General features: G+C 47.7%; 17 protein-coding genes. 5 read left to right on the top strand and 12 right to left on the bottom strand.

The window, feature by feature from the left end; translation table 11 throughout:
* Window positions 1–121: 121 nt before the first annotated feature.
* The 6 genes from AC27IB_RS22895 to AC27IB_RS22870 form a co-directional block, all read right to left on the bottom strand.
* Window positions 122–1,105, bottom strand: coding sequence for a hypothetical protein (locus AC27IB_RS22895; protein ID WP_487123891.1), 984 nt, complete (start codon window positions 1,103–1,105; stop codon window positions 122–124).
* Between the two features lie 127 nt (window positions 1,106–1,232).
* A complete protein-coding gene (locus AC27IB_RS22890) occupies window positions 1,233–1,388 on the bottom strand; it encodes a lasso RiPP family leader peptide-containing protein (RefSeq protein WP_487123889.1) in 156 nt (51 codons plus the stop codon).
* A 367-nt stretch (window positions 1,389–1,755) separates the two neighbouring features.
* Entirely contained in the window at window positions 1,756–1,908 is a 153-nt protein-coding gene (locus AC27IB_RS22885; protein WP_487123887.1) for a lasso RiPP family leader peptide-containing protein, read from the bottom strand.
* 13 nt (window positions 1,909–1,921) lie between these two features.
* Window positions 1,922–2,524, bottom strand: coding sequence for a PEP-CTERM sorting domain-containing protein (locus AC27IB_RS22880; RefSeq protein ID WP_487123885.1), 603 nt, complete (start codon window positions 2,522–2,524; stop codon window positions 1,922–1,924).
* Between the two features lie 320 nt (window positions 2,525–2,844).
* Window positions 2,845–3,009 (bottom strand): lasso RiPP family leader peptide-containing protein, encoded by a 165-nt coding sequence (locus AC27IB_RS22875; protein WP_487123883.1) that lies wholly within the window; start codon window positions 3,007–3,009, stop codon window positions 2,845–2,847.
* A 23-nt stretch (window positions 3,010–3,032) separates the two neighbouring features.
* The gene (locus AC27IB_RS22870) at window positions 3,033–3,653 is read right to left on the bottom strand and encodes a hypothetical protein (RefSeq protein WP_487123881.1); all 621 of its coding nucleotides are present in this window, start codon (window positions 3,651–3,653) and stop codon (window positions 3,033–3,035) included.
* Window positions 3,654–4,231: 578 nt separating this feature from the next.
* Here AC27IB_RS22870 and AC27IB_RS22865 point away from each other — a divergent pair.
* Window positions 4,232–6,010, top strand: a complete 1,779-nt coding sequence (locus AC27IB_RS22865) for a lasso peptide isopeptide bond-forming cyclase (protein ID WP_487123879.1) — start codon at window positions 4,232–4,234, stop codon at window positions 6,008–6,010.
* Between the two features lie 1,417 nt (window positions 6,011–7,427).
* On the opposite strand, the gene AC27IB_RS22860 is transcribed toward AC27IB_RS22865, so the two are convergent.
* The 6 genes from AC27IB_RS22860 to AC27IB_RS22835 form a co-directional block, all read right to left on the bottom strand.
* Window positions 7,428–7,889, bottom strand: a complete 462-nt coding sequence (locus AC27IB_RS22860; RefSeq protein WP_487123877.1) for a lasso peptide biosynthesis B2 protein — start codon at window positions 7,887–7,889, stop codon at window positions 7,428–7,430.
* Window positions 7,882–8,151, bottom strand: a complete 270-nt coding sequence (locus AC27IB_RS22855) for a PqqD family protein (protein WP_487123875.1) — start codon at window positions 8,149–8,151, stop codon at window positions 7,882–7,884. The genes AC27IB_RS22860 and AC27IB_RS22855 overlap by 8 nt, the downstream gene beginning before the upstream one ends.
* A 29-nt stretch (window positions 8,152–8,180) precedes the next feature.
* Window positions 8,181–9,884 (bottom strand): ABC transporter ATP-binding protein, encoded by a 1,704-nt coding sequence (locus tag AC27IB_RS22850; RefSeq protein ID WP_487123873.1) that lies wholly within the window; start codon window positions 9,882–9,884, stop codon window positions 8,181–8,183.
* A gap of 1,547 nt (window positions 9,885–11,431) precedes the next feature.
* Window positions 11,432–13,114, bottom strand: a complete 1,683-nt coding sequence (locus AC27IB_RS22845; protein WP_487123871.1) for a tetratricopeptide repeat protein — start codon at window positions 13,112–13,114, stop codon at window positions 11,432–11,434.
* 86 nt (window positions 13,115–13,200) lie between these two features.
* Entirely contained in the window at window positions 13,201–13,569 is a 369-nt protein-coding gene (locus AC27IB_RS22840; RefSeq protein ID WP_296053339.1) for a hypothetical protein, read from the bottom strand.
* A 10-nt stretch (window positions 13,570–13,579) separates the two neighbouring features.
* Window positions 13,580–13,813, bottom strand: coding sequence for a hypothetical protein (locus AC27IB_RS22835; protein WP_296053337.1), 234 nt, complete (start codon window positions 13,811–13,813; stop codon window positions 13,580–13,582).
* 913 nt (window positions 13,814–14,726) lie between these two features.
* Between AC27IB_RS22835 and AC27IB_RS22830 the strand changes: the two genes are divergently transcribed.
* The 4 genes from AC27IB_RS22830 to AC27IB_RS22815 all read left to right on the top strand — a co-directional run bounded on the left by AC27IB_RS22830 (window position 14,727) and on the right by AC27IB_RS22815 (window position 17,885).
* Window positions 14,727–15,635 carry a LysR substrate-binding domain-containing protein gene (locus AC27IB_RS22830; RefSeq protein ID WP_487123868.1) on the top strand — a complete coding sequence of 303 codons (909 nt, stop codon included), beginning with the start codon at window positions 14,727–14,729 and terminating at the stop codon, window positions 15,633–15,635.
* A gap of 75 nt (window positions 15,636–15,710) precedes the next feature.
* The gene (locus AC27IB_RS22825; RefSeq protein ID WP_487123866.1) at window positions 15,711–16,253 is read left to right on the top strand and encodes an RNA polymerase sigma factor; all 543 of its coding nucleotides are present in this window, start codon (window positions 15,711–15,713) and stop codon (window positions 16,251–16,253) included.
* A complete protein-coding gene (locus AC27IB_RS22820) occupies window positions 16,246–16,908 on the top strand; it encodes an anti-sigma factor (protein WP_487123864.1) in 663 nt (220 codons plus the stop codon). Before AC27IB_RS22825 ends, AC27IB_RS22820 begins: the two co-directional genes overlap by 8 nt.
* Window positions 16,909–16,928: 20 nt before the next feature.
* Entirely contained in the window at window positions 16,929–17,885 is a 957-nt protein-coding gene (locus AC27IB_RS22815) for a hypothetical protein (RefSeq protein WP_487123862.1), read from the top strand.
* Window positions 17,886–18,463 lie beyond the last annotated feature (578 nt).

Genomic DNA, 18,463 nt, shown 5'->3' with positions numbered 1-18,463 from the left:
TTGATGGTTGTTTTGAGTTAGTTAGTCTGTTTAGGGGGTCCCGGATAGTCTCTGCGAAACTTCCGGGATGACGGTTTTATATTGGCAGGGATGACGGTATTTTTTTGGCCGGGATGACAGGTTAATTTTGGTTGTTTATTAGCTTATCTATTTGGCTGGCGATGTCGGGGAGTTTGTCCAGGCCGCTTGGGTAGCTTACTTTATAGAACGGGATAGTTTGTAGTAGTGCTGCCAGAGCCTGTATACGCGGCTTTTCAATGCCTAACCCGCGGTAAGCATCACCTAGCATACTATTTTGCATCAGTATGATCAGCGCGGCGCTGGGGGCGATGCGTGTTAGCGTCACTGAATTGTTTTGTGCGGTATTACCTGGTTCGATACGGTTTAGGTAATACATCGCTTTGACCGGTGTGGGTACATGAGTACTCTGTGGCGCAAAGCTAATTTCTTGTTTAGCGAAGCGTTGGTGCACTTTTTTTTGCTGTACCGCCTGATTGGTTAGCTGGCTTTTGAGTAACTCAGCACTATCGGGCCATAAACGTACCTTTGCCCAGCTGGGATATACCTCATATTGCGTAGGTTGCTGTTCGGTTTGGTAAAGCGCTGCCATGTCGTCGGTGGTAAGTGTATAGCCAAGCGTAGTCAGTAACGCCGTGAGGGTGGATTTACCAGTACGGCTGGGCGCTAAAAACAGGTGCGCCTGATCCTCTTTAACCAGCGTATTGGCATGCAAACACAAGTGACCTTTAAGCTCCAGAAATAAGGATATTCCCATGGTTTGCAGGTAATGCGCCGGACCGGTTCCCTCTGGACGCCAGTCAATTTTGAGTGTGTTGTCGTTGAGCTCAAATACGCCCTGCCCTTCACACTGCACCGATAGCTGCCAGCGCTCTGCTTCCTGCGTTAGGGTTATGAGTGATTGATACCGTTCGCCTTCATCCACCAGCTGCCACACCTCTTTACCATTGGGTAACGGTGCAATGTGGGTGAATTGTGCATTGAGCTGATGCGGTGTTGTATGGTGTTTACCATCAAAGGTAAGTGTTACGCCATGTAACGGGTTGCGACTCAGAGCAATCAGTTCTTGTTGGGGATCCGTTTCCATGTGCTGTGTAACTACAACTGCCTGTAAAGATAGTTAAAGCATGCTTGAGATCGTGCTTTGTGTAAAGTACAGATAAAAAAATGCCCCGAAAACGGGGCAAATAAGCATACATACTCTGTTTTGCAGGTTAACCCTGGAAAGGGTTACGCTTTGTCTGCCCGCCTTGTTCGTCTGGCACGCTGCCTGCGAATCCCTGGGTTAAAACAGATAAACTACCGGCATGTTCTAACTCGGGCTTTTTGTATTGTTTTACGCCTTTAGGTTTCAAAGTCTGATTGTTCATTTTCAACATGGTCCTTCTTGATGGTTATGCACAGGGTATATTTTATGTGCAGACGGTTGGTTATTGCGCTTTACCTATAGGTATATGAAAAAATACATTTTAGCCGTGGCCTTCACAGTAAAGCTGCGGCTGTTGCTTTTAAGGCAAGGTAACCATGTAGGTTGTTAAACGATGCAGGGGCAGTTGCGCCGAAATAATTGCGATCCTGATGCGATCCCGGCTTCGAGAGTAACTGTAAAATTTTTTGTCACCCTCTAGCATGTAAGATTAACGCTTTCGCTTATAAGCTGCTGTGGCGAAGGAAATGCAGATATAAAAAAGCCCGGTTAATACCGGGCTTTTATTGGGATTTTCAGTGGTTAACGCATTAACCTTGGAATGGGTTACGCTTAGTTTGGCCACCCTGTTCGTCAGGTACACTACCTGCGAAACCTTGGGTCAGTTCGGCCAGGCTTCCAGCCTTTTCTAAAACTGGAGCAACGTAATGCTTTTTGCTTTGCTGAGTATTTTCAGTTTTCAAAATTCGTTCCTTCTTACTTGTTACGACGAGATAAGCGCATAGCCAGCAGACCTAAGCCTAACAGAGCCAGACCAGCCGGAGCAGGTACATCTTCTGCAGCTGCGTCTACGTCGGTTAAGAAACCAGTAACACTGTTTTCTTCGAAGATACCGGCGATAGTCACTGTGCTATACAGTTCGTCTTCTACCAGGTTGCTGTAAACTACAGAGTATTGTGGCAGATCAACTACCATTTCGCGGCCAGCGCCAGAGCCGTTGCCAGAAGCCATACCGTATTCGGTATCGAATACCAGGCCAGTGCCCAGCATATCAAGAGTGATTGACATGATGTCAAACGATGCAAAGACTTCGAACAGACCATAGTAGATGTCGTTTACATTGTCGTACTCACCGAAAGAGTCACCGTCTAACGTTACAGACCAGTCAGACGCACCGAATGCACCACCAGCTGTTGGAGAGGTAGTCACCCAAGTTGCAGACTCTGAACCACCGGCTAAGAAATCGACCGTTACTTCGATACCTGCCAACTCTGCACCAGATACTCCCTGGATGTATGATGCATTAGCAGAGAAACTTGCTGTTACCGCTAATGCCATTGCTAATAAATATTTCTTCATTTGGAAAATCCCTTGAAGTTGTTAAACCTGATTACTGATACTACTGGAATCATTAATGCAACTGTTGTGCCTGATTTTAAAAAATAACGTAAGTTATTGTTTTATTTAGACCGGATCATATATTTAACAAACATGGATCCGGTCGATCCTGCCAATGTGTAAAATTTTATGACACTACCAATGCCTAAAAATTAACCCATTGTTTAAACAAAGTTTTTTGCATATAACGTAAGTGTAACACCGTATTATTGCGAGTTTAAGACAAAGCTAAGCTAATTCCACTAAAACTCAGCGCCAGGTTTATTCTACCGGGAATGCCGTTAGCCCTGGAATGGGTTACGTTTAGTTTGTCCGCCCTGCTCATCTGGCACACTACCAGCAAAGCCTTGCGTAAGCTCTGCCAGGTTACCCGCCTTATCTAACGCTGGCTTTTTGTATTGTGCACTCTGCTGTGTTTTACATTGCTCTGCTTTTTGCTGACTCATGGTGATTCTCCTGTCAAATTCGATTAAATAGCTTGGCGTTTGCGAGCGCTTAACAATAAACCCAGCCCCACCAGGGCTAATCCAGCAGGTGCGGGCACCGGCATATCTGGATCGATGATGTCGGTGTCGGTCATAAATGCGCCACGAAAGCCTGCGGCAACTACGGTGCCATCGAGACTGTTAAGCGTCATTACACTGAATAGCTCGTCCATATAATTTTGTGCATAAGTGGCCACCAATAACGGATTTGAGCCCACCATTTCACGGCCAGCACCCGAGCCATTGGCTGAGGTATCGCCGTATTCGGTATCAAACACCACACCGGCGTTAAAGCCATTTAAGCTAAGTTCTACGATATCGAAATTTGAGTTGTTAGAGATAACCCACATACCATAATAAGTGTTCGTACCCGGATCGTACTCGCCAAATGAATCGCCCGACAGCATTACCCCCCACTCCGGCGATAACGCTCCGCCAACTTCAACGCCCATGGCATTCCATACCAGTGTATCGCTAGAACCATCAGAGAATTCAGCAGTCACTGTCATACCTGCCATATCGGCACCCGTTACGCCTTCGATAAAGGTCGCGTTTGACTGACTGGCGAAAAGTGTAAAAAGACCAGCTAATAAATATTTTTTCATTTTTATCTTCCTCTAATGTTCAGCTACAACCGTGTAAAGTACATTTAAATAACACAACAATCTGCTTTGACCGCTAAATCAGATAAAGCAAAAATCGCGCCAAGCATAAAATACTTTATAAATTACAAAAAGTTATGAGTTACTCCGTGCTGTTGAAGTGAATTTTGGTTACGAGCGATTCAAGCCTGTAAAATTCTCCGACAATCTACTGATAAATAGCTATTTTGATAGTTTTCAACCGATAAATATGCTGTTTTAAGTGCATATTGAGGCGCAGACTTGCGGCCAGGGCTTTTGATATACTGCGGAAATTGATGCTAACCACGAGCCACAAAAGCATTGCAAGCAGTTGTTTTATATACACAAAAAAGATACATGCACACCAGGCGACAAATTAAGCACAAAATTTGTGCAAATGTGTTCCATGAAGATCCATTTCTACATAAAATTAAAATAATTCATAAACTTACATATTTCCAACCGACGATCTCATCGGAAAAAACGGCCTTACCTTGCCTGAAAAAGCCGAAACAGGCATAGTGATTGGCATTATTCCAAGGACGTAAATTGCATTACCTATGACTGCAATGTTTGCCATGGTGGCCGCAAACCACCACGCATTAATTGAAATGTTTAATGAAGCCAGTCAGTTCGCCTCAGTGCGTTTGCTATGGCAAAACCCCAATTGTTTAGTAGGCCATTATAATAAACACGGCCCTGTTCAGAACCGGGGCCTTCATCAGTTTAGCTTTACCCATGCCAATACCATAGTAGCGAGCAGTCACGCGCCCGATAACGAAAAGTTAAGAGCACAAATAAACGAGGATGCCACTTCGCTCTCGCGCATTATTAAGGGGGCTCATAGCGCGTTTTGCTGGGTTGGCGCTGATGGCCATTTAGTGGCGAGTCGTGATGCGCTTAATCAGCATTGCTTGTACTATGCCCGGGTAGGTCAGGTAACGGTTATCAGTTCTGAAGCCAGCTTTATCGCCGGCTTGCTCCCTTCAAGCCCGTCGTTAAATCCAGCCGCGCTGGCGTGTTGGCTTGCTGGTGAGCCAAACCCTGAGTTGTGTTTATATAACACTATTGATGTTCTGCCATTGGGTTGTGCTATGCAGGCCGATGTGAACGGTGGGATAAGCATTCACTCATTTTGGGATATCGATCCTCACTACCGCCTTGATTTAGCCTCGGATAATGCTTATCGGGATGCGTTTTCTCAGTTGCTCACCGAAACCGTGGGCGAGCACATTGCTGCTGACGATAATGTGGTTGTCAGCCAGATGAGCGGTGGTATGGATTCTACATCGATTACCGCTCTTGCTCACAGAATGCTTGGCCCTGAACGCATTTGCCGGCCTTTATCGCACTTATACAGCCATTCGCAAAGCTGCGATGAGTCAGACAATATTAAAGCCATGTATTCTCATCTGGGTTTGCGAGATCCCATTCAGATCACAGTAGATGCCGGTGCACACAGGGATTTTTTATCGCTGTATCCAACCGACTTTGACTCACCCGGCACGGTGCTTTCCCCCCGGTATCATCAGGAGTGCGAGATCATTCAAGCCGCGGGAAGTCATCGTTTACTCACCGGTAACGGGGGGGATGAAATGTGCTGGGGGCATGCCAGTGCCTATACACAACGCTTTAAACATGGCGAGTTAAGCGTTGTCAACGAAGTGCTAAAAGCCTGTAAGAAAACCGGTATGGCGCCCTGGCCGGTGTTGCGCTCATTATTTGTGAAGCCTATGATCCCTGAGTCATTAATGGCTTTGGCGCGCAAAATAAAGGGGCGGCAGCCGGCTGATTTACCCAACTGGTTAAGTAGTAAGGCCAGCAAACTGGCACAGGAAGCCGGAACAGTGGCGAACCCCTTTAATCAAAAGAAAGATGAAGTGGGTTATGCCCGTTATCAGGCGCTCAAAACCACTTCCACGTTTAATTCACTACGCTCGTATCAAAAAGTGGCCTGGCAATATGGCATTGAAGTAGTACATCCGTTCTTCGACCCCCGTATTGCTGAATTTAGCTTTGCTATTCCACCCAAACAACTTATCCGCGGGGCGTATCCTAAATGGTTGTTGCGCAATGCCATGGACAATGTACTGCCAGACAGCGTTTGCTGGAACGTTCAGAAAGTCACTTTCGATAATCATTTTGGCCAGTTAGTTAAAGATAACGCGGCGCCGCTTAGAAAGTTACTGGAAGATACGCGCCTTGAAGATATGGGGTTATTAAACAATACCAAACTACTGGATGCATTTGATCATACAGTGAATAGCACCAAAGCCCATGTGCACGTTGATTTGTTATACGCGATACTGACTCAACGCTGGATCCAACAGCATCACTGAGAATGCTATTTATAACTCGCTCGTGTATTTAGAAGATCCCGGCTCGGCGGCCGGGATGACGGGAATAAGACTAGTCATCCCCGCATGCTCTTGAGCGGGGATCCCCTTAAAAGGCTATTTGAGCTGTGCAAGACTGTTTGGGAGATACCGGATAGATACTTCGTATCTTCCGGTATGACGGGAATAAGAATAGTCATCCCCGCATGCCTCCATCTTCGTCATCCCCCGCATGCCTCCATCTTCGTCATCCCCCGCATGCCACCATCTTCGTCATCCCCGCATGCTCTTGAGCGGGGATCCCCGTAAAAGGCTATTTGCGCTGAGCAAGACTGCTTGGGAGATACCGGATAGATACTTCGTATCTTCCGGTATGACGGGAATAAGAATAGTCATCCCCCGCATGCCTCCAACATCTTCATCCCCCGCATGCCTCCATCTTCGTCATCCCCGCATGCCACCATCTTCGTCATCCCCGCATGCTCTTGAGCGGGGATCCCCGTAAAAGGCTATTTGAGCTGTGCAAGACTGCTTGGGAGATACCGGATAGATACTTGGTATCTTCCGGTATGACGGGAATAAGAATAGTCATCCCCGCATGCCTCCATCTTCGTCATCCCCCGCATGCCTCCATCTTCGTCATCCCCGCATGCCTCCATCTTCGTCATCCCCGCATGCTCTTGAGCGGGGATCCCCGTAAAAGGCTATTTGCGCTGAGCAAGACTGCTTGGGAGATACCGGATAGATACTTCGTATCTTCCGGTATGACGGGTATAAGAATAGTCATCCCCCGCATGCCTCCAACATCGTCATCCCCGCATGCCACCATCTTCGTCATCCCCGCATGCTCTTGAGCGGGGATCCCCTTAAAAGGCTATTTGCGCTGAGCAAGACTGCTTGGGAGATACCGGATAGATACTTCGTATCTTCCGGTATGACGGGTATAAGAATAGTCATCCCCGCATGCCACCATCTTCGTCATCCCCGCATGCCTCCAACATCGTCATCCCCCGCATGCCTCCATCTTCGTCATCCCCGCATGCTCTTGAGCGGGGATCTCCTTAAAAGGCTATTTGCGCTAAGCAAGACTGCTTGGGAGATACCGGATAGATACTTCGTATCTTCCGGTATGACGGGAATAAGAATAGTCATCCCCGCATGCCTCCAACATCGTCATCCCCCGCATGCCTCCATCTTCGTCATCCCCGCATGCTCTTGAGCGGGGATCTCCTTAAAAGGCTATTTGAGCTGTGCAAGACTGTTTGGGAGATACCGGATAGATACTTCGTATCTTCCGGTATGACGGGAATAAGGAGATCCCGGCTCGGAGGCCGAGATGACAAAAAATGGGATTGGTAAGACAAAAAAACCAGGCCGGGATGACGGAAGTAAGAAGTGTGGTTGTTGCTGAAAGTTAATGCTATTTCAAAGCGCTGATAATCTGTTGGCTTTGGTTTTCTGCCAACTTGAGTTCCGTGTAAGAATAAACGACTTCCTCGCCATCATTCACCAATTTGTTTTCGTAGGTTAACCAACAGTGGGCTTTAAGTGTATCGTGCTGTTTCTTAACGCCAAAATGCAGGTCGAGTGAGTAACCGTAACGAGCGAGTAATTGTTGCTGAACCAAACAGCGGCGTAAGCAATTAATTGGGAAAATATGATGACGAGCAGCCATTTCGCTCAGCTGAACAGCCCTGAAAAGCGAAAAAGAAAGTGAGCACTCACTTTGATTATCCTGCTTTTTAAATATTACTTTTTGCCACTTGTTGTACGGTAAATACTGGATAATCAGATGCCATTTGGCAAACTGACACCAGCATAACCAAAACCAGCGACGCTCGGCCGCTGGTAACGATAACAGTTGTTTAACGTGCTTAATCACTGATAACGTCGGCCAGATTAGCCTCTTCGAGCTGTTTTAAAAGTTCGTCCAGATCAGCTTGTACCTGAGTGGTAGGCACGTCGTAATCGGTTGCAATATGCTGGGCTATTTCCGGGGCAGATTTGCCCTGCTGCATAAGCTCCAGCATATCGGCGCCAACACTATTGAGCGTAAAATATTCACCTGACTCCGGCTCCAGTAACACCATCTCATCTGCTACTTTTTGCAGTAATAAATCGGGTTTTAGTTGATAGGTCGCCATGTTCTACTCCTTTAATTACGTGACTGCATTTATTGCCGATTTAATTGCCCGTTTTCCAACTTATAAACCACGTCGGCAACGTTAGACAAGGTGGGATCGTGAGAGATTATGATAACGGTAAACTGGCCAAACAATCCATGAAATTCCTCTTTAAAACTGAGCCTGGCTTGTTCATCTAACATCGAGGTAGGTTCATCGAGCAGTAAAATTTTGGGTTTAAGTAACAAAGCCCGGGCCAGGGCAATGCGTTGCCGTTGACCGCCCGATAACTTAATGCCGCCCTCGCCTACCTGGGTCTCATACCCACGGGGTAAACGCATAATAATATTATCTAAACCGGCCTGACTTGCCGCTTTATAAACCTCATCGGCCACCGGGTTTGCTAAGCCATAAGTCAGATTGTCAAAAATAGTGCCGTTTAACAACAAAACATCCTGTGATACCAAGCCGATTGCCGAGCGTAAAGAGCGAATAGTCGTATTTTGCACATTAAAGCCATCGATAACTATCTCGCCACTTTCAGGTTCGTAAAAGCGCATCATCAGGTGTAATAAGGTTGTTTTACCTCCGCCATTCTGGCCGTAAATCAACATGTTTTGTTTTGGCTTTAAATGAAACGTCACTTCATTGAGTATGTTACCGCGTTGCGCAAATCCAAAAGACACCTTATTAAATACAATGTCTCCTTGTGTGATTTGCGCCGAAGTACCGCCAGAATCCCGCGGTTCGCTATCAAGATGGTAAACGTGCAATAGTCTTGCCGATGCACCAATAACCTGTTGCAGCTGGCCATACAAACCGGCCAGTGAGCCTAATGGCCGGGTAAAAATAATGCCGTAAAGCAGCATGGTAATCAGATCTGGGATCCCCAAGGTACCGGCGTTAAACTTCAGCACGCACATTATCACTACAATCAATATACACAACGAGGCCAGAAACTGAATAAGTGGGGAGAGCAATGCCTGTAAGCGGAATTGCTTCGCTCTGAGTGCCAGTACCTCATTGGTGCGTTGCCTGAACTTAGACGACTCATCCGCTTCTTTATTAAACGCTTTAATTAACGAGATGGCACCAATGTTTTCACTTGCCTGTGCCAGCGTATCGGCCTGGCGCTGCACCAGTTGCTGTGAAATAGGCTGCATCCCGCGGCTGACAAATTTTAGGATCACGTAGATAAGCGGTACCAGAAAACAAATTAGCAAAGCGATGGTAGGTTCAATCATATACATCAAAATGGAAGCGCCAATTAACACCAGAATATTGGGAATTAAATTGGTTAAAACGCTCGACACGAAAAAGCTGACAACAGCTAAATCGTTGGTCAGCATAGACAGCACATCACCGCGCTTATTTTCCTGAAAATACTGAATGGGTAATACCTGGATGTGATCGTACAGCCGACAGCTGAAATCAGCCATTAACCGGGCTCCCACCAGGTTAACGTTGTAACTTGAAAGAAAACGCAGCCCGGCTTGTCCGGCAAACAGGCCTATCCATAAGTAAAGGTACTTCAGGTGGTTGTTATTAAGAATGGTGACTTCATCTAAAAATGCCTGCGACTGCTGCCCTATCAGATAAGGTAAACTCAGGCCCACAGCAGTTTCGCTGACCATTAACGAAACCACAATCACAAACGACCACTTATAGGTCTGAAATACTTTTAAACCATAGTAAACGCGCAGTTTATCGAACATGGAAGCTTCCGCGGTTAACGCCTGCTGTTTTGGGCGCAATTCTGTTTTCTTGTTATGAATCCTTACTTTACAACAGAACCGTTAGGGGTGATACGGGTGACGCTAATGAATTCAATATTACTGGTGAGTTTTTGCATTTGGGGCTTGTGTACGTGCTATAAAAAAGCCCCGTCGAAACGGGGCTAAAAAGGGTTCACACAACACAGAAATGGAAGGAACACTGGTTGTTGACTGGAGGGAACAACAACTCATCCATTGGTTAGTAACTATACAGCTTTATTTTAAGGGTTGGTTATCACCAGTGTTTACCAGGTATTGTTTTTTATAAGTGGCTTTGATGGCGGGAGTTTTAAGCTCCTCGTCATCCCGGAAGTTTTAACCTCCCCGTCATCCCGGAAGTTTTAACCTCCCCGTCATCCCGGAAGTTTTAACCGTCCTCGTCATCCGGGAGTTTTAATATTCCCCGTCATCCCGGAAGTTTCGCAGAAACTATCCGGGATCTCCCTGGGGTTTCACCCCTGTTAAAAGGTAGTTTTGGATTAGCCAGGCGGTTCAGGAGATCCCGGCTCGGAGGCCGGGATGACGATGTTTAATTGGCTGGGATGACGATGTTTTTTTGGCCGGGATGACAGAAGTTCTAACCTCCTCGTCATCCCGGAAGTTTCGCAGAAACTATCCGGGATCTCTTTGGGGGTTCACCTTTGTTAAAAGGTAGTTTTGGATTAGCCTGGCGGTTTGGGGGATACCGGATAGATACTTTGTATCTTCCGGTATGACGGGAAAGAAAAGATCCCGGCTCGTAGGCCGGGATGACGGAATTAAAAATAGTCATCCCCGCATGTCATCTCTCCGTCATTCCCGCATGCTACCCCCTACGTCATCCCCGCATGCTTTTGAGCGGGGATCTCCTCAATAGGCTATTTCAGCGGAGTCAGACTGTTTGGGAGATCCCGGCTCGGGGGCCGGGATGACGATGTTTAATTGACCGGGAAGACGATGTTATTTGGCCGGGATGACGATGTTTAATTGGTCAGGAAGACGATGTTTAATTGGTCAGGAAGACGGGGAAGGAAATTGTCATTCCGGCGTTTGTTCCCGCATTACACAGTCATACGGAAGTTTTAACCTCCTCGTCATACGGAAGTTTTAACCTCCTCGTCATCCGGGAGTTTTAATATTCCTCGTCATCCCGGAAGTTTCGCAGAAACTATCCGGGATCTCCTTGGGGTTTCACCATGGTTAAAAGGTCGCTTTGCGGGAGCCAGGCTGTTTGGGGGATACCGGATAGATACTTTGTATCTTCCGGTATGACGGGAAAGAAAAGATCCCGGCTCGGAGGCCGGGATGACGGAATTAAAAATAGTCATCCCCGCATGTCATCTCTCCGTCATTCCCCCATGCTACACCCTACGTCATCCCCGCGTGTCATTTCTCCGTCATTCCCCCATGCTACACCCTACGTCATCCCCGCATTCTTTTGAGCGGGGATCTCCTCAATAGGCTATTTCAGCGGAGTCAGACTGTTTGGGAGATACCGGCTCGGAGGCCGGGATGACAGAAAAAGAGGTTAACCAACTACCTGCAAGTTAAAGCAATTTTACTTTAGGCAGGTGCCAGGTAATTAACTCCGCAAACAATGGGGTTGCCTTGATGTCTTTACTTAAACCAGCTCCCTCACTGCTTTGACGTTTTTCAATCAAACCAATTTGCCAGGCTAAATCCAGCCAGAACCTGAGTATGTATTCAGACGGAAGTTCTACCCCGGGGAGTTCAATCACTGGGCTTTTTTCGTCGGGGAATGTCTTTTCGAATAACTGCTGATAAGCCCGGCTATGCCGCCAGGTATCTCCCAGTTGGTAGAGTATGTATAATGAAAAGCCGATACTGGATTGATAAAACGCACAGTTTTCTTCGTCACCGGCGAGATACGCCAGATTGAAATCCGTGATGTATGTTGTAAAAAGTGTTGCGTAGAGTTCTGTAGCAGCGTCATGGTCGCCTTGTTGTATTCGCTCGTAAAGCTTCCGGGCGGCGTTAAGTGGCTTCCAGTAGCCGCCATGCTTGCGGATCAGCCCCGCAATTGAAAGAACGCAACGTGCTACATGCAAATGTGCAAAGTCTTCTTCTTTGTTAATGGTAGAAACCGTGATCCCCGAATCAATTTCCTGCTGGTATTTTTCGAAAATAGTGCGGCACAGGTCGCGGGGTAAATTGCCGGCAGCGGTGCATTTAATGCCATTCGGGCCCAAAGCACCCAATAGGTTTAACGCCAACCAGTAAATGGGCACAGCCATGAGCTGCGAAACGCGTTTAAAGTCGCGGGTTAGTAATGCCGGCGCCTCAAACGGCGTGGTTAGCAGCTCCCTGGCCTGGGTTGGCGTTAACCCAAGCAAATCCTCGCGGGGTGAATCGTTATGCTCTTGCATAAACCTATCAACAAAGGCCTGTGCTTCTTCCAGCGATTCAAACTGTTCTTCAGACATCGCCTGCGATAAAGCCTGGTTGACTTCTCGGGCCGGATTGGCTGATTCTTTTTCGCGATCACCGTAAAAATCTAGCACCGTAATATCGGGCAGTGATGTTATTTCGCCTTTTTCAAGGGCCTTTAAGCGCTGCAAGTTTGTTTCGGCCAGCTCGTAATCCGGATCGATGGCCAGAGCCTGATAAAATGCCCGTTTGGCGAGTTGGTGATCCCCTAAATACATATGGCAGATCCCCAAATTCCCGTAGCTCTGTACATGTTCAGGCTGGCTCTGCGTAACCTTAGTAAAGCACGAAATAGCTTCGCTAAACGAGTGGTTTTCTAGCAGCGATACGCCTTTTTCGAACTCTTTGGCATCGGCAAAATATTGCTTTAGTGTTACGTGCTCCGGAAGGGTTTCTTGTATCAACAATAACCGCTCGCGAGCGGGGCCGTATGCATCCAGCTCTTCGGGTGAGGCGCGTTCGATCGACTCGTAAAAAGCCTCTAACGATTCTGTTATAAAACCGCTTTTCTCTGCACAGAGCCCAAAGTTGAAATAAATAAACGCAGCTCCATAACCTTTACTGATCGCTTCTTTTAAATAAAGGTAGCCGTCGGAATGGTCGTTATCGATATAAACAGCCGCCAACCCTTGCATGGCAAAGCTGAGTCCGTGTCGAGGGTATTTTTTTACGCCTTTTTTAACAATGAAGCGGGCCAATTTGGTATCGCCAACGTCGATTGCATCTAAAAATTCATCCAACCGTACGGCAAGTTTGGCGGTGTCTTTATCCGTTTTTGTCACAAGAAACTCGTTGTAAAACTAACTTTTCAGTTACTTTAGCATATGGTTCACAGGCTAAAAACCAATACGTCAATGTGCAGCTAACCCTATTCACTGCTTGCCGGAAACAGATGTTTCGACAATGTCAGCATTACAGTGCCTAACTGAACAACCGTAGCACCAATCAGGGCCATCACCACGGTTTGATCGATAGTTCTATCTTTTAATGTAGCATCACTTACCCACGCCAGAATAGCCCAGTCAGCAATTAACATTACGCCCACAACAGCGATAACGGTGAGGTTTAGTAATTTAAACAGGCCTATTATTTTGCGTATCGCATCGCGACGGGTTTCGCCCGTTGCTGCTGTTTCCAGCATATCTGCGGTATGGGCTAAACGATCGATGTCAGCACCGTCAACATCGATCGAATCAATAAGGATAGTAGTTGGACTTCTCTGGTCATCCCCTGACATAGGTTGTCCTTTAGCTATTGAGTATTAAGCGCTCTTTCTGATGATTTCGGGCATTCTCCACTACCACCCCGTGATCTTTATCTGCAGCGTTAACCATGTAGTACGCCAGTTTAAGTGCCTTTTTATAAACCGCAGCATTGGTTGATACACCGAAGCCTTTTTGCAGTTCAGCTAACAGCCTCAATGTATCTTCGTCTAAATCAATAGACGTTTTTTTACTTACTTTTTTCTCTGCTTTTGACATCTGCATCTCCGCTTAACAGAAACAACGTTACATAAAAAATATATATTTAATATGTAAAAAATCAAGTTACCTGTAAGAGACAGAACATAATCATTCCGGTGTTTTGCCCTTCTTTCTTCATCCCGGAAGTTTCGCCTTCCTTAATTATCCCCTTATATCACCACCTACGTCTTCCCCGCATGCCCCCCCTCCGTCATCCCCGCATGCACCCCCTTCGTCATCCCCGCATGCACTCCATCCGTCATCACCGCATGCACTCCATCCGTCATCACCGCATGCTTTTGAGCGGGGATCTCCAGGAAAGACTATTTGAGCTAAGTCAGCCTATTTAGGAGATCCCGGCTCGGGGGCCGGGATGACGATATTATTTGGCCGGGATGACAGGAATAAAAATAGTCACGCCTACATGCACTCCATCCGTCATCCCCGCATGCACTCCATCCGTCATCACCGCATGCTTTTGAGCGGGGATCTCCAGGAAAGACTATTTGAGCTGAGTCAGTCTATTTAGGAGATCCCGGCTCGGGGGCCGGGATGACGGGGAAGGAAACTATCCGGGATCTCCATGGGGGTTCACCTCTGTTAAAAGGTAGTTCTGGATTAGCCATTTGGTTCAGGAGATCCCGGCTCGGGGGCCGGGATGACGATGTTTTACCCTCTCCGTCATCCCCGCATTCTTTTGAGCGGGGATCTCCTTAATAGGCTATTTCAGCGGAGCCTGGCTGCTTGGAAGATACCGGATAGATACTTCGTATCTTCCGGTATGACGGGAAGAAAGAAAGGCCGGGATGACGAATTTTATTGGCAGGATGACAATGTTTTAATGACCAAAAGGATAATAAATTCTTAGATGCATTTTCTTCTTTTATCTATATAATAGATTAAAAATATAAATAGCAATCGAGTAATATGCATGAAATGGCCTAATTTAAAACATCTTCATTATTTGGTGACCTTGCATCAGGAGCAGCATTTTCATCGTGCGGCGCAGCGGTGTAACGTGAGTCAGTCTACGTTAAGTACGGCTATCCAGAATCTGGAAGAGCACTTTGGTAGTCAGCTGCTGGAGCGGGAGCATAAAACCTTTGTGTTTACCTCGCTGGGGCTGGATGTGGTGGAGCGTGCCAAGGTGATTCTGCAGGAAGCCGGGGAACTGGTGGAGTATGCGCAGAATGCCGGTAACTGGCAGCGCGGTAAATTAAAGCTGGGCGTTATTCCCACTATTGCGCCGTTTTTATTTGAAGCCATGCTGGGTGCCTTTAATGCATTTTTACCGGAAATTCAGCTGGAACTGCAGGAAGATACCACTGCAAACCTGTTACAGCAGTTAACCGATGGTAGCCTGGACTTACTGGTGCTGGCACTGCCCATGGACACCCCGGGCTGTAAGCAAATGGTACTGGGCCACGATCCGTTTCATTTAATTGCTCACAAGGAGCTGGCCAGCCAGTTGCCTAAGCCGCTGGACATCACCAGCCTGCCGAAAAAGAGTATTTTTCTGTTACAGCAGGAGCACTGCATGACGGGCCATGCGGTGAGTGCCTGTAACCTGCAGCACAGCGATCAGATAAGCTCTTTAGCCGCCAGCTCGCTTTATACACTGGTGCAACTGGCCAATAGCAAACTGGGCTACACTTTTTTACCAGAGCTGGCACTGAATCAGGATCTGCTGAGCAACACCAACCTGGTGTCGTTTCCTTCAGAAGATAATGCGTTTCGGGAAATTGGTCTGGTATGGCGCTCCGGCACCACGCGTATGCGGCTGTTCCGCCGGGTAGGCGAGATTCTTTCTCCCTTATTACCGGTACCTACGCTAAATTAATTTAAAACAGGGCAAACTTTTTTGCCCTGCCCCCCGACTATACCCACAACACAATCAAAAAAATGGGAATATCCGGTGTTTGAAAAGCGTGACGAACAACTTATTGAACAGGCCTTAAAGGGCAGTAAAAAAGCCTGGTTCGCGCTGATCAAACGCTATGAAACCGGTATTTACCAGTACGGTATTCGCATGACAGGCTCCCCGCACGACGCGGCCGATCTGATGCAGGATATTTTTATTGCGGTGTTTAAAAGCCTGTCGAACTTTCGTGGTGACGGCAGCTTTAAAGCCTGGTTGTATCGCATTGCGCATTATCGTTGTATTGAGTTTTACCGGCGTAAACGCCCGGATACCCCGCTCGACGACAGCGAAGAGTTAAGCTGCGAACGGCCTACGCCCGAGCATTCGTTAATGAGCGACATTACCAGTCAGTCGTTAACCCATGCCATGCAGCGCTTACCGCTTGCCCAACGTGCTGTGATTGAACTGAAATTTTTTGGCCAGTTTACTTTTGAGGAAATCGCCGATCAGCTGGGACTCTCCAGTAATACGGTGAAGTCGCGCTTATACAGCGCCCTGTCGAAGTTAAAGCTGGATTTGGAGGTAGAACATGGTTAATCAATCCCCTGAATATCTGTTTGGTCAGTGGCTCGATAATGCCCTGACAGAAGACGAACGCAGCGCCTTTGAGGCCCTGTGCGTGAGCGATGCAGACTTTGCGGCCAGGGTAGCCACGGCCACCCAACTGAATGTGGCGGCCGAGCAGTTCAGCGCGCCGCCCATGCCCGCCTGGGATAAAAACGCTACCTTTATTGCCCCGGATAAACCTAAATGGTGGCAATGGCAGGGCTTACCCGCCGTGTCTATGGCCATGTCAGCCGCGGCCATGGTAATGGTGCTGAGCGGTTTTAGCGTACAGGTAGAGGACGGCCGCGTAACCATGGGCTTTGGTCAGAGTACCCCCTCAGGCCCCACTGAAGCCGAAGTAGCGGCCCTGGTGAGCGACCGCATTAACGATTACCAACAGGCCAATCAGGCCATGTTTACTCAGTATGTAAATGCTCTGCAGCAACAACAGCAGGAGAGCAGCACCCAACTGGCCCAGTATCTGTTGAAGTCGAGCCGCCAGGAGCGCCGCGAAGACTTTGCTGAACTGGTGCAGTTTATCAATCAGCAGCGCGACGACGATCAGCGCTACTATGCGCGCCAGCTTACCCATCTGCAGCGCGAAATTAATGCCATCGACGACGGTTTCACCGCCGTTACCGAATAATCAACCTATTGGACATCATTATGAAAGCATCCACTCTTGCCACGCTACTGGGCACATTAATCGGTAGCGCCACGTTAAGCACTGTAGCTCAGGCGCAGGATTTACCGGAACTGGACCGTCAGCTCACCATTATGTCGGGCGTCATTGAAACCGCTTTAAAACAGGACACCCGCAAAGACAACGTGCGTTTTCGCAGTATCGAGTCGACCTATCTGGCCAAACAGGGCGTGGTATTTACCATTCGTACCGGCGGCATGGGGCGGGTATTTGACTTCGACTTTGGTGAATTTTTAAGTGTTATCCCCGGCGCGCCGTCGGCGCCGCCAGCGCCTGCAGTAACCGTAACCGACGATGGTGTACATGTGGAAACCGACGGTGACTACGAAGTGATTTTTGAAAGTGCCGACTGGGAAGATACCGCCCATCAGGTTATCCGCAAGGTAGAACATATTATTCGGGAAACCGACGACCGGATGCGCGAATACCGCAGCGATCACCGCGAGGTAGAATGGGAAATGCGTGAACTGGAACGCCGCAACCGCGACCTCGAGTTCGAACTTCGCACCGCCGACAAAGAGCGCCAGAAAGTAGTCGAAAAAGAAATGAAAGAAATGAAAAAGGAGCTGGAAGCGCTGAAGATGAAAGAGCAGGCTATTGCTCAGGAGTCCAAAGAGCTCGCAGCCGAAAGGCAAGCCGAGCTGGCCAGACAGAAAAAAGCCCAGGAAGAATCCTACAAGAGTTTTCTGGCAAATTTTGAAGCCAGTATAGGTGATACCCTGTGTAGCTTTGGTGCCGGGTTAAGAGAGTTACCGGATAGTGAACACATTACGTTTGTGCTGGATGACTTTGCCCGCGGTGAAGAAGGTAAAGTGACAGACCGCGTGTATATCTTCAGTAAGAAAGACATTAAACGCTGTGTTATCGAAGATATCTCAGCCAGCGATATGTTGGCGAAAGCCGAGGTGTATACTTTTTAACTCCATTCGGGTTTTGATTGAAAATACCGGCCCTGCGCCGGTATTTTTCTTTATACTTACCCTTTATAAACACACCGGCAACAAAGGTATTATTTAACATACAAAAGAATGCAACCAGATACCTAAAAAGCACCCATAAATCAGCGGCTGCGCTCACATTTTGTTTATTTTACTGACGACATGACTTTTCGAGGCCGGGGCCTGAATTATGATGGTAAAGCTGGTGATGTTATTGCTTATAGGATTGATTAGGTTGTTTTGAGTGAGCCAGCCTATTTGGGAGATCCCGGCTCGGGGGCCGGGATGACGATGTTTACCCTCTCCGTCATCCCCGCGTGCCACCTCCTCCGTCATCCCCGCGTGCTCTTGGGCGGGGATCTCCTGAAAAGGCTATTTGAGCTGAGTCAGACTTATTGGGAGATCCCGGCTCGGAGGCCGGGAAGACAAAAATAGAAATAGTCACCCCTACATGCCCCCTCCGTCATCCCGGAAGTTTCGCAGACACTATCCGGGATCTCCGAATCAGACTAGTACAGTCTTAAAATTAGTAGCAATGGAAGTTTCCGCATCTTGTCGGG

It is taken from the genome of Alteromonas sp. 4NH20-0104 (assembly GCF_057547795.1).
The sequence above is the reverse complement of the archived record's forward strand: the minus strand, read 5'-3'. Positions and strand labels throughout refer to the sequence as shown.

Coding starts and splice junctions, on each gene's coding strand:
- AC27IB_RS22855 (WP_487123875.1), bottom strand. CDS start 8,151: ATGGCGACCTATCAACTAAAACCCGATTTATTACTGCAAAAAGTAGCA.
- AC27IB_RS22830 (WP_487123868.1), top strand. CDS start 14,727: ATGAAATGGCCTAATTTAAAACATCTTCATTATTTGGTGACCTTGCAT.
- AC27IB_RS22895 (WP_487123891.1), bottom strand. CDS start 1,105: ATGGAAACGGATCCCCAACAAGAACTGATTGCTCTGAGTCGCAACCCG.
- AC27IB_RS22835 (WP_296053337.1), bottom strand. CDS start 13,813: ATGTCAAAAGCAGAGAAAAAAGTAAGTAAAAAAACGTCTATTGATTTA.
- AC27IB_RS22880 (WP_487123885.1), bottom strand. CDS start 2,524: ATGAAGAAATATTTATTAGCAATGGCATTAGCGGTAACAGCAAGTTTC.
- AC27IB_RS22815 (WP_487123862.1), top strand. CDS start 16,929: ATGAAAGCATCCACTCTTGCCACGCTACTGGGCACATTAATCGGTAGC.
- AC27IB_RS22870 (WP_487123881.1), bottom strand. CDS start 3,653: ATGAAAAAATATTTATTAGCTGGTCTTTTTACACTTTTCGCCAGTCAG.
- AC27IB_RS22875 (WP_487123883.1), bottom strand. CDS start 3,009: ATGAGTCAGCAAAAAGCAGAGCAATGTAAAACACAGCAGAGTGCACAA.
- AC27IB_RS22840 (WP_296053339.1), bottom strand. CDS start 13,569: ATGTCAGGGGATGACCAGAGAAGTCCAACTACTATCCTTATTGATTCG.
- AC27IB_RS22890 (WP_487123889.1), bottom strand. CDS start 1,388: ATGAACAATCAGACTTTGAAACCTAAAGGCGTAAAACAATACAAAAAG.
- AC27IB_RS22820 (WP_487123864.1), top strand. CDS start 16,246: ATGGTTAATCAATCCCCTGAATATCTGTTTGGTCAGTGGCTCGATAAT.
- AC27IB_RS22865 (WP_487123879.1), top strand. CDS start 4,232: ATGACTGCAATGTTTGCCATGGTGGCCGCAAACCACCACGCATTAATT.